Source organism: Parvularcula sp. IMCC14364 (assembly GCF_030758415.1).
GTDB lineage: Bacteria > Pseudomonadota > Alphaproteobacteria > Caulobacterales > Parvularculaceae > Aquisalinus.
The window spans coordinates 2,203,387-2,214,167 of sequence record NZ_CP132334.1; the positions used below are offsets into that span (position 1 = coordinate 2,203,387).

Annotated in this window: 14 protein-coding genes; 9 read left to right on the forward strand and 5 right to left on the reverse strand. The window is 55.0% G+C overall.

The features are described from left to right. Positions 1-8 precede the first annotated feature (8 nt). Positions 9-1,226 carry a deoxyguanosinetriphosphate triphosphohydrolase gene (locus RAL90_RS10510; protein ID WP_306250362.1) on the reverse strand — a complete coding sequence of 406 codons (1,218 nt, stop codon included), beginning with the start codon at positions 1,224-1,226 and terminating at the stop codon, positions 9-11. Between the two features lie 217 nt (positions 1,227-1,443). Here RAL90_RS10510 and RAL90_RS10515 point away from each other — a divergent pair, with 217 nt between their 5' ends. The 6 genes from RAL90_RS10515 to RAL90_RS10540 all read left to right on the forward strand — a co-directional run bounded on the left by RAL90_RS10515 (position 1,444) and on the right by RAL90_RS10540 (position 4,370). Beyond that, positions 1,444-1,713 (forward strand): type II toxin-antitoxin system ParD family antitoxin, encoded by a 270-nt coding sequence (locus RAL90_RS10515; RefSeq protein WP_306250365.1) that lies wholly within the window; start codon positions 1,444-1,446, stop codon positions 1,711-1,713. Continuing rightward, positions 1,703-2,050, forward strand: coding sequence for a type II toxin-antitoxin system RelE/ParE family toxin (locus RAL90_RS10520; protein WP_306250367.1), 348 nt, complete (start codon positions 1,703-1,705; stop codon positions 2,048-2,050). The genes RAL90_RS10515 and RAL90_RS10520 overlap by 11 nt, the downstream gene beginning before the upstream one ends. A gap of 95 nt (positions 2,051-2,145) precedes the next feature. Further along, complete coding sequence (locus tag RAL90_RS10525; RefSeq protein ID WP_306250369.1) at positions 2,146-2,475, forward strand: iron-sulfur cluster assembly accessory protein; 330 nt, start codon at positions 2,146-2,148, stop codon at positions 2,473-2,475. Between the two features lie 39 nt (positions 2,476-2,514). Then, entirely contained in the window at positions 2,515-2,934 is a 420-nt protein-coding gene (locus RAL90_RS10530; RefSeq protein WP_306250371.1) for an MAPEG family protein, read from the forward strand. A gap of 11 nt (positions 2,935-2,945) precedes the next feature. Continuing rightward, positions 2,946-3,746, forward strand: coding sequence for an exodeoxyribonuclease III (locus tag RAL90_RS10535; RefSeq protein ID WP_306250373.1), 801 nt, complete (start codon positions 2,946-2,948; stop codon positions 3,744-3,746). A gap of 3 nt (positions 3,747-3,749) precedes the next feature. Then, a complete protein-coding gene (locus RAL90_RS10540) occupies positions 3,750-4,370 on the forward strand; it encodes an HAD family phosphatase (protein ID WP_306250375.1) in 621 nt (206 codons plus the stop codon). A 1-nt stretch (position 4,371) separates the two neighbouring features. On the opposite strand, the gene RAL90_RS10545 is transcribed toward RAL90_RS10540, so the two are convergent. Next, positions 4,372-4,641, reverse strand: coding sequence for a helix-turn-helix domain-containing protein (locus RAL90_RS10545; RefSeq protein WP_306250377.1), 270 nt, complete (start codon positions 4,639-4,641; stop codon positions 4,372-4,374). Positions 4,642-4,643: 2 nt separating this feature from the next. After that, on the reverse strand, positions 4,644-4,958 hold the full coding sequence (locus RAL90_RS10550; protein ID WP_306250379.1) for a hypothetical protein: 315 nt from the start codon (positions 4,956-4,958) through the stop codon (positions 4,644-4,646). 121 nt (positions 4,959-5,079) lie between these two features. Here RAL90_RS10550 and RAL90_RS10555 point away from each other — a divergent pair, with 121 nt between their 5' ends. Beyond that, positions 5,080-6,177 (forward strand): ATP-dependent RecD-like DNA helicase, encoded by a 1,098-nt coding sequence (locus RAL90_RS10555; RefSeq protein ID WP_306250380.1) that lies wholly within the window; start codon positions 5,080-5,082, stop codon positions 6,175-6,177. Positions 6,178-6,201: 24 nt separating this feature from the next. Here RAL90_RS10555 and RAL90_RS10560 read toward each other — a convergent pair whose 3' ends face one another. Further along, complete coding sequence (locus tag RAL90_RS10560; RefSeq protein ID WP_306250382.1) at positions 6,202-6,627, reverse strand: thiol-disulfide oxidoreductase DCC family protein; 426 nt, start codon at positions 6,625-6,627, stop codon at positions 6,202-6,204. Between the two features lie 148 nt (positions 6,628-6,775). On the opposite strand from RAL90_RS10560, the gene RAL90_RS10565 reads away from it, so the two are divergent. Then, complete coding sequence (locus tag RAL90_RS10565) at positions 6,776-6,997, forward strand: hypothetical protein (RefSeq protein ID WP_306250384.1); 222 nt, start codon at positions 6,776-6,778, stop codon at positions 6,995-6,997. Positions 6,998-7,002: 5 nt separating this feature from the next. Here the strand turns inward: RAL90_RS10565 and RAL90_RS10570 are convergent, their stop codons facing one another. Next, complete coding sequence (locus tag RAL90_RS10570) at positions 7,003-9,483, reverse strand: ligase-associated DNA damage response DEXH box helicase (RefSeq protein ID WP_306250386.1); 2,481 nt, start codon at positions 9,481-9,483, stop codon at positions 7,003-7,005. A 154-nt stretch (positions 9,484-9,637) separates the two neighbouring features. On the opposite strand from RAL90_RS10570, the gene RAL90_RS10575 reads away from it, so the two are divergent. Beyond that, the gene (locus tag RAL90_RS10575; protein ID WP_306250388.1) at positions 9,638-10,720 is read left to right on the forward strand and encodes a TIGR03032 family protein; all 1,083 of its coding nucleotides are present in this window, start codon (positions 9,638-9,640) and stop codon (positions 10,718-10,720) included. Positions 10,721-10,781: the final 61 nt, after the last annotated feature.

The window sequence follows — 10,781 nt, forward strand, 5'->3', positions numbered from 1 at the left end:
CCTCCTCATTACAGCCAGTTTTCCGTGTCAAAGAGCTTGCGATGCTCCTGGATGGCAAACCTGTCCGTCATGCCGGCAATGTAATCACACACGGCCCGCGCTCTTTTTTCGTCACTCACTCCTTCATAGCGCGCCCGCCAGACCGGCGGCAGCACTTCCGGCTCAGTGAAAAACAGGCCAAAAAGGTCCCGCACGATACGCTTGGCATGACTGCGCGCGCGATTGACTTTCCAGTGACGGTACATCCGATCCCACAGGAACGCCCTTAATTCATCAACCTTGGCACGCATGGGGTCTGAAAAGTCGACCATGGCATGGTCAGCGATGCGAATATCATCAGATGAATTGGGGCCCAGCGCCTCAAGCCGACGCAATGTCTCTGCATGAACATCAGCAATCATCGCACCGATCATGTCTGAGACCGCTTCGGCAATCAGGACATCCTGCGGTGTATCAGGATATTTTTTTTCTGTGGCGGTAATCGCTTCGCCAATCAGCGGCACATGCATGGCCTCTTCAAGCGTAAAGACCCCTGCCCGCAGGCCGTCATCCACGTCGTGATTGTTATAGGCAATATCATCTGCCAGCGCCGCGACCTGTGCTTCGAGCGATGGCCAGGTGTTCAGGAGCAGATCATGCTGCGCGGCATATTCCTGAATGGCTGCAGGCAGCGCCTTTGCTGCCTCACGGCCTTTCTCGCGCGCCATGCGATCAGCGATAGTGCCGATCAGCGGGCCATTATGCTTGACCACGCCCTCGAGGGTTTCCCAAGTCAGGTTCAGGCCTTCAAAGGCCGCATGACGGCGCTCCAGCTTGGTGAGTATCCGCAAGGTCTGTGCGTTGTGGTCAAAGCCATTATAATCGGCCATGCACTCCTGTAGCACGTCTTCCCCGGTGTGGCCGAAGGGCGAGTGACCAAGGTCATGCGCCAGGGCAAGACATTCCGCCAGGTCTTCATCCAGTTTCAGCATCCGCGCGAGCGAGCGGGCAACCTGCGCCACTTCCAATGAGTGCGTCAGGCGCGTCCGGTAGTGATCCCCCTCGTGATAGACGAAGACCTGGGTCTTGTGCTTGAGGCGTCGGAAGGCGATGGAATGGACAACGCGGTCCCGGTCGCGCTGAAAAGCGGAACGGGTCTTGCTCTCCGGTTCCTCATGCAATCGGCCACGGCTCTCTTCTGCGCGGCAGGCATAAGGCGCAAGGGGGGCTGGGAATGGTATGGTCATGAATAGGGCCTGATAGCTGTGCTGGTCTGTGACGTAAGGGTGTTTGTACCAGCGCAGAACAGGGGGCACATAAGTTTTTCTGATAACTGGCTGGAAGTGAGATAATTTTTTGGCGCTTCCATTTTCGATGTGTCTGCTTTGCTTTTCACGTAACGCTTTCGAGAAAATGAGATAGAGCCGAATTGACAGCATTGCTACTGAGTAGTAATTTCTAATCATGTCAATAAAAGCATCCGTATCAATCACTGAAGAACAGGATTCGTTTGCGCGCGATCTGGTGACTCAAGGGCAGTTTCCCAGTGTCAGTGCTGTCATTCAGCACGGCATTGAGCTGATGCGTGCAAAAGTGGAGATGGAGAATCTTGAGCGGGAAGCCTTGCGGTCTCTCCTGACCAGACGCCAGCAAGGCGCGTTCATTGACGGTGAAGAAATGGAATCTGTCATCTCACGGCTGGCTCAAAAACGCCGACAACATAATGGCATATAATGTCGTCTTTTCAGCAGATGCTGAAAAAGATTTTGATCTTATCTTTGACTTCCTGATCGAGAGCTATGAGCACTTCGGTGAGGCTCCTGACGCCGCGATTGATCGTGCTGAGGAACAACTTCACCATATCATGCAGAGTGCGATGGCTTTATCCCAAGCCCCTTTTGTCGGTACTCTTCACGATCACATCGCGCCGGGCCTTCGGCATGTTACAAGAGAAAAAGCAATTTTCTGGTTTGACGTTGTGGAAAGCAACAATCTAGTGCGCATTCTGGCTGTCTTTTATGGCGGACAGGATCATCATCGGCACATGCTGATCCGACTGATGGGACCGTAAATTTATATTTTCATGATGGTTCATGTTAAGAACTGCATACAAAGAAATCTGACCCTGGGGCTTTTACCCAGCGCCAATAGTCATATATTGGGCTTATGACAGATACCATCACCCTCTCTGACCGGGCGGCCAGGCGCATCACAGAAATTCTCGGCAAGGAAGCTGACGGCGCCATGCTGCGCGTGGCCGTGGATGGTGGCGGCTGTTCCGGCTTTCAATACAGCTTTGACATCGTGCATGACCGGGCACCTGATGATCTCGTGATTGAAAAGGCTGGTGCCGTCGTGCTTGTCGATACCGTTTCGCAGGAATACATGCCCGGTGCTGAAATCGACTTTTCCGACGAGCTGATCGGCGCGGCCTTCAAGATCAATAATCCGTTGGCGACCGCGTCCTGTGGTTGCGGGACATCCTTCTCGATATAAGCCATACTTGAGAGCCCAAGCTGATTCGCGGAGGCGTGCATGTTCCCGGCCCAGGCCATGATGATCCCTGTCTTTGTGCAGGTTACCCTAACTATCTTTCTGTTCGCCCGCGTTGCGGCAATCCGTAATAGCGAAATCCGGGCTGATACCAGCCTGCTGAAAACAGCGGCAATAGACTCAACCCGGTATTCCCAGAAGGCACAGCAACTCGCCAATAACTACAACAGCCAATTTCAGGCACCGGTTCTGTTCTATGCGATCGTCGCCTTTGCGATGCTGACCGCCAGTGAAAGCTTTCTGCTGGCGGCACTCGGCGGATTGTTTGTGCTGACACGGATCATCCACAGCACTGTCCATACCGGCAGCAATAATGTGCTGCATCGTTTCATGAGCTTTGCTGCCGGGTATCTGGTCCTGGCGCTGATGTGGTTCGTATTCGGTTTCACCTATTTTCTGTAGAAGAGTATCTAATGAAGATCGCGACCTGGAATGTGAATTCTGTCAATGCCCGCCTGCCGCGCATTCTGGAATGGTTTGATGACGCAAGGCCGGATGTGGCCGTGTTGCAGGAAATAAAGTGCATTGATGAGAAATTTCCCGAAACTGAATTTGCGGATCGGGGCTATAATGTCGAGGTACACGGACAGAAAACCTATAATGGTGTTGCGCTGCTCTCCCGATTTCCGGTTGATGATGTCGTGCGCGGCCTGCCCGGCAATGAGAGCGATGAACAGTCGCGCTATATTGAAGCCCTGATATGCCCCGAGGATGCCGCCCCGGTGCGCGTTGGCGGCTTATATCTGCCAAATGGAAACCCTGCACCGGGACCGAAATTTGACTACAAATTGGACTGGATGACGCATCTTCAGGCGAGAGCCGAAACGCTGCTGCTGCAGGAAGACGCCTTTGTGCTGACTGGGGATTACAATGTCATTCCGCAGGCAGAGGACACGCATGATCCGGTTGCCTGGGAAGGTGATGCGCTGTTCCGGCCGGAAAGCCGTGCCGCGTTTCGGCAATTACTGAACCTTGGCCTGACGGAAGCATTGCGTCATCTTAACCCGGATGATGTATTTTATACATTCTGGGATTATCAGGGTGGCGGCTGGCAGAAAGACCACGGGATCCGCATTGACCACCACCTGCTCTCTCCACAAGCCGCAGATCGCCTGACGGGCGGCGGCGTTGACAAGAACACGCGCGACCCTGGCTTCGGCACACAGGCGGCAAAGCCATCTGACCACGTCCCTGTCTGGATAACGATGGACTGACACATGGTAGCGCCACATCGTATCCTTCTGTTTGATCTTGGCGGCGTACTTATCCGGTTACGGATTGCGGAAAGCCTCGAAACCATCAGCCCGCTTGATCTGGACTGGGAGAGTATCAAGGCTATTCTTCTGGAAAACCGGCGGATACGGCAATTCGAATGCGGTGCGTGTTCGCGCGCTGAATTTGCCGAAAGTTTCATTCAGGACCTGCAACTTGATATGTCTGCAGAAGAATTTCTCACAGAAATGGCAACATGGCCTGTTGGCTTTTTTGATGGGGCACTCACTTTGCTGGCAGACCTGCGGCAGCACTATTCTGTCAACTGTTTCAGCAACACCAATGAGGTGCACTGGCAGCAACACTGGGCGGACCAGTTCGACCATCCTTTCGCCTCTCACCTGATCGGATTGGCAAAGCCCGATCCTGCTGCTTTCCGGCATGTGCTGGCGGACATGAATGCGGCGGCAGAGACTGTCTGGTTCTTTGACGATTCACGCCCCAATGTGGAAGCTGCTAACGCTCTGGGCCTGAATGCATTTCATACAGATGGTTTCGAGGCGCTGCTTGCGAAACTGGTTGAACTCTCTTTTATCGAATCTGCAGAGCCGTATCTGACGACGTGATTCAGTCGGCCTTTTTGCCACGCGGCCTTTTCTGCTGGAGACGGTAGGCACTATCCATCGCCAGCAGGGTTTTCTCGCTGAGGCCAAACTCTGCTTCGATCTGCGCCGCAACCCTGGGGGTGATACCGGACGTGCCATTGAGGATATAGGACAGGGACTGGCGCGACAGACCGAGGCGCTTGGCAAGAACTCCCAGAATTTCATTCTCCGGCAATACCCAGTGCCGCAGGAACTGTCCGGGATGCGCATATTCACCTGCTGGCTTGACCATGCTCAGTATATCTCCACAAGGTCAAGACGCGTTACCCTGTCATCTTTCAGGTGGAATGACAGATACCAGACTTCCGAAATGGCAATACAATAATCGCCCGGCTTTACGCCGCGCCCGGCATATGGCAGCGCTAGAAACTCGTTTATGTCGCTGGCACAGGCCAGAAACCCGAGCATGGTGCGGAGTTTTTCGAACTGCATGTCTGCCAACCCGAGTTGCCCTTCCTGCTGCCATAGGGATGCCAGTGCTGTACGCCCCTCAGCATCGTTCTGCCAGAATGTCTTCAGGGGCTGACAGCGAAAACTTGTCAATTCCATGCGTAAACTCCGGCGCTGTTCCTTGACATTATTCAAGCCTTGTTCATTGCAGCAACCATCTTATAACCGTGTCATCACCCGGCCTGTCAAACAGACAGCCCGTTTTCAACCGGAGACAAGAATGGACTGGTCAGGACAGCAGGACGAGGCGCTGAAAGCCGTGGCGCGCTGGTATCGCGACCGGGACAGTCAGGTATTCCGGCTTTTCGGGTATGCCGGCACTGGCAAGACAACACTCGCACAGCACCTGGCGGAAGGCGTGGACGGAGAAGTTGTTTTTGGTGCCTTTACCGGCAAGGCAGCCCATGTGTTGCGGCAAAAGGGCTGCACAGGGGCGAGCACGATACATTCCCTCATTTACCGCCCCGCTATGGGCGATGAAGGGGACCCGGAAGCGGAACCGATGTTCACCATCCGGCGGGACGCCCCAGCGGCGGATGCGCATCTGATCATCATTGATGAATGCTCAATGGTCGATGAGGAACTGGGCCGCGACCTTTTGTCTTTCGGGGTGCCTGTGCTGGTGCTTGGAGATCCGGCGCAGCTGCCCCCAGTGAAAGGCGGCGGCTTTTTTACAGATGCCGAGCCGGATATCATGTTGACAGAAGTGCATCGTCAGGCTGCGGACAACCCCATTATTCGCCTGTCCATGGATATTCGCGAAGGCGGCGTGCCGGATTTTGGCGTGCTGGGAGAAAGCCGGGTTATCAGTCGGCGGGAAATAGATTCTGATACCATTCTGGCAGCAGATCAGGTCCTGGTCGGGCGCAATGTTACCCGCTCCAAATATAACCAGCGTATTCGCACCCTGCTGGATTTTGATGGCTCCATACCTTGTGTCGGTGAAAGGCTGGTCTGCTTACGGAACAACAAGCAGAAGGGCCTCCTGAATGGCGGGATATGGGAAGTCAAATCCCGCCATGGCAAGAAAGCCGGCAAGCTGCGCTTTGGTCTTATTCCGGAAGACGGCGGGCGGGTGACGCAGGTCACTGTGCTGCCGGAATTTTTTGCTGGCGGTGCGGAGAGCATCCCCTGGCCCAAAAGGCGCAACTCAGATGAATTCGATTATGGCTACGCCTTGACAGTGCACAAGTCGCAGGGCTCCCAGTGGGACAATGTGGTGCTTTTCGATGAGAGCTTTGCCTTTCGAGAGCATAAGGAGCGCTGGCTTTACACCGCTGTCACCCGTGCAGCCGAACAGATCACGATTGTGCGCTAGCGTCCTTTCCCCTTTTGCCAACGATCACAACAGAAATCTTTTTTGCAGATCAGGTGGTGGCAACGGGCAACTGTCTTTCTTGCCGAACCAGCGATAGCGGTTTCTGGCTATCAGATAATAGAGCCAGTTGCGTACAGGTTTCGGGATCAGACCGAACACGCCGCCTAAAAATGGCCAGGGACCATCGAGTTTTTTCAATATACGTATGACCGCTTCGGAATTCTGGTAGGTTGTTCCTTCTTCAAACAACAGGAAACTATCCGGGTCTTCCGGGTTCAAGCCGGCCCGTTCCATCAGGGCAGCGCCAAAAGCACCTTGCATACTCGCAAATTTGAACACTTTGGCAGTGTCCCGCTGCAGCACAAACTGCACAGACCGATCGCACACATTACACACGCCATCAAAAACAATCACCGGCGACGCCATACTCAACAATTCCGTATCTGACATTTTTTGCCCCCGCATGATTTGGTGACCGGGACATGACAATACGCCGAAACGTGAAAGATTTTTTCCCCACCGGGTAACCTTAATGAAGTCTTAACATCTGGCACGACGCTTGCTGAGTAAATGTAGAGGACTTTCAGGAGGTATCATCATGGGAACCAAAATCCGTGTCTCGAATGAGTTTATGCACCAAGGCAGAACCCCTGGTCGTTTGCGGGATGACAAGACCGCATATCTGCGCGCAGCCCGCCGCAACATGACCGCTGAGAAGGTCGAGAAAGCCGACCGCATTCCGCCACAGGCCAAAGACATGCTGCTGTTTGTCGGACTGTTCGCGCTGGCATTTTCGCTCATGGGTTTCTTTTTCGGTTAACCCTTTCAGGCAGTCGCCTCTGCCAGCAGTTCCGCCTGCAATTCTTCAAGAATTGCCTCAGACGCGCTGCCATGAATGGCCTCGCGGTTCACTTCCATCATGACCGGTACAGCCAATGGTGAAACCATTGGCAAGTGAATGTGATTGAGCCGCCCCTGCACCCGGGCCAGCAGTGCCGATAATCTTGCAATATCCAGAAAACCGCCCGCCGCATCCGTCCACGCGGCTTTCAACAGGATGTGATCCGGTTCGTGGGCGCGCAGGACATCGTAAATAAGATCCGCTGAAAAAGTGACCTGCCGCCCGGTCTTGCGCTCACCGATATGGTTGCGCTCGATAAGCCCGGCAATAATGGCACAGTTCCGGAATGTGTGCTTCATCAGCGCCGCATCCGCAAGCCAGGTTTCAAGGTCATCTCCCAGCATGTCTTCATCAAACAGCGCGCGCATGTCCACTTCTTCCATATCCTTCCGGGTCCAGACAGAAAGAGCATATTCTGTTGGACAGAAACCGAGCGGCTGCACACCGGCACGCTCCAGCCGGCGTGTGAGCAACATGCCAAGCGACTGATGCGCAAGACGACCATCGAATGGATAGCAGACGAGAAAGTGCCGGTCCTTGCGGGCAAAGGTTTCAATCAACAGTTCCTTGGGTTTCGGGATCACGGATTTGAGGCGTTGTAATTCCAGCCAGTCGCGCACCTGTTCCGGCAGTTCCTGCCAACTGGACGGTGTATCAATCATTTGGCGCACCCGGCTGGCAAGATAGGTTGTAAGCGGAAATTTTCCGCCCTGCCATGACGGTACGCTCGCCTCCTTGCTGCTGGCACGGGTGACGAAAGCCTCGCCATCCAGCATCCCTTCAAAGCGGAGCACTTCACCGCCGAACAGGAAGGTATCTTTCGGACCCAAATGATCAATAAACCATTCCTCTACAGATCCCAACTTGCGACCAAGCCGGCGGACCTGACTGAAAGGCTTGCCATCCTTGCCCTTGCGGATGGACCCAAGGCGCAAGGTGACAGATTGCGCTTCAATGATGGTGCCCACATTCATCCGGTATTGCTGGGCGGTGCGCGCATCACGAATTTTCATCCGTCCGTCTCCCGCCGGCACAATGCGACGGTAACGCTCATAGGCTTTCAGCGCATATCCACCCGTGGCAACAAAATCGAGCACCTGATTGAAGTCTTCGCGTGACAGCTTTGAATAGGCCCAGGCTGACGTGACCTCTTTGTAAAGATCATCAGGATGAAAAGGCTCTGCGGCTGCCATGCCCCAGACATGCTGCGCCAGCACATCCAATGCGCCTTCTCTGGGCGGATCACCGTCCAGCACATTTTCGCGTACAGCTTCGCAGGCGGCCTGGCACTCCAGCACCTCAAAACGGTTCGCAGGCACGAGCAAGGCGCGGGAGACTTCATTGAACCGGTGGTTTGACCGACCAATACGCTGGATCAAGCGGGAAGAGCCTTTGGGCGCGCCGATTTGAATGACCAGATCCACTTCGCCCCAGTCGATGCCAAGGTCCAGTGTTGACGTGCACACCACCGCGCGCAGGGCACCGCCTGCCATTGCTGCCTCAACCTTGCGGCGCTGCCCCACATCCAGCGACCCATGGTGCAGGGCGATGGGCAGATTGTCTTCGTTCAGTTGCCAGAGTGCGGCAAAAATGATCTCTGCCTGACTGCGCGTGTTGGTGAAGATGAGGGATGTCTGCGCGGTTTTGATCGCGTCGTACACCTCCTTGTAGGCATGACGCGCCAGATGCCCCTGCCAGGGGATGCGTTCTGCTGTTTCGAGAATAGTGATATTCGGCTCGGCGCCGCCCTGCCCTGTGACAAGATCAGCGCGCTTCTTCCTGCCATGCTGGGAAACCAGCCAGCGGCGCAGAGGATCAACTTCAGCAACCGTCGCAGACAGGCCAACCGTGCGCATTTTCGGCGCCAGTTGCCAGAGGCGGGCGAGCCCGAGCGCAAGCAGGTCACCGCGCTTCGACGTGACGAGGGCATGTAATTCATCAAGGATGACGCAGTTAAGCCGTGCAAAAAATTCAGCCGCCGAGGGATGGGCGAGCAAAAGGGCCAACTGTTCAGGCGTTGTCAGCAGAATGTCCGGCGGGGTATGGCGTTGACGCTGGCGTCTGGCGGCAGGCGTGTCGCCTGTGCGCGTTTCAATCCTGACCGACAGCCCCATCTCTTCTGCCGGGGTTTGAAGGTTGCGGGAGACATCCACCGCCAGCGCCTTCAGGGGCGAGATATATAATGTGTGAAGATGCGGCACCGGCGACGGATTTTCTGACACATCGATCAGGGACGGCAGAAAGCCGGCCAGTGTCTTGCCGCCGCCCGTTGGGGCAATGAGCAACGCCGAGCGTCCGGCGCGCGCCTTTTCCAGCAACTCAGCCTGATGGGTACGTAACTGCCAGCCGCGCCCGGCAAACCAGGCGGCAAAATTCTGTGGCAATATGCTCAGGCTCTGATCCATGAAACGGCAATTTCCTGTTTTGACCCTATCCAACATAAGGGCAAACGAAGGGGGGCACATAAATTTTTAAGCTCTTGATATGCTTATGCTTTTACAGTGGGTGCAAAATTTTTCCTGATCAAGAAACAGCTTTGCCGTGACATATGCAGCGGTTATGACCGACAAGGCAGAACGACACAGAACAAGAGGCGACATGGCAGAACCGGCATTTTCCGCAAGTGGCAGCAGGCTTTTTACCTCATGGCTGACAGGCGCGCAGGCAAGCCTTGCCTTCACCACCTATCAGGCGGGCAAAGTTTTTTTCATCGGGATGCAACCGGATGGGCGGCTGTCCATTTTCGAGCGCACATTTGCCCGCTCTATGGGGTTGGCAACGCAGGACAAGCGCCTGTGGATGGCAACCTTGAACCAGCTCTGGCGGTTTGAGGATTTTTTGGAAGACGGGCAGCAGCATAATGGTTTTGATGCGGTCTATGTCCCGCTGGAAAGCCGCACCACCGGCGATGTGGATGTACATGATATCGGTGTTCAGGCGGACGGGCAGCCCATTTTCGTGACGACCCTTTTTAACTGCCTTGCCGTGCCTGGCGAGACGCATTCCTTTCGCCCTGTGTGGAAGCCGCCTTTTATCGACCGGCTGGTGGCGGAAGACCGCTGCCACCTGAACGGCCTCGCCATGGAAGATGGCAAGGCGAAATATGTGTCGATGGTCTCCACCACCAATATCTCCGAAGGCTGGCGCGAACACCGTGAAAGCGGCGGCGTTATCATGGACGTGGAGAGCAACGAGATTGTGGCAACGGGCCTTTCCATGCCGCACTCCCCGCGGGTGCATAACGGCGTCTTATGGCTCCTGAATGCCGGGACGGGGGAATTCGGCAAAGTGGACTCAAACAGCGGAAAATTTGAACCCGTGGCTTTTTGCCCTGGTTTCCTGCGTGGACTGACATTTATTGGTGACCATGCGATTGTCGGCCTCTCCAAGCCACGCGAGAACAAGACCTTTCAGGGATTGGCGCTGAACGCCCGCCTGGAGAAGGAAGGCGTGTCACCACAATGCGGCCTGAAAGTGATTGACCTGAAAACGGGCGCGGTTGCGCACTCCTTCACGATTGAAGGCGTTGTCGAGGAATTATATGACGTGGTTGCCCTGCCGGGCCTGATCCGGCCGATGGCACTTGGATTCAAGACGGAGGAAATCCGCCATTACCTGAAACCTGCAGAAGTTGATCTGTAGACTGTTTTCTGGTCTGTAAAAACAAAAAAGCCCGGCCTGTAAGCCGGGCTTTTTTTTGAAT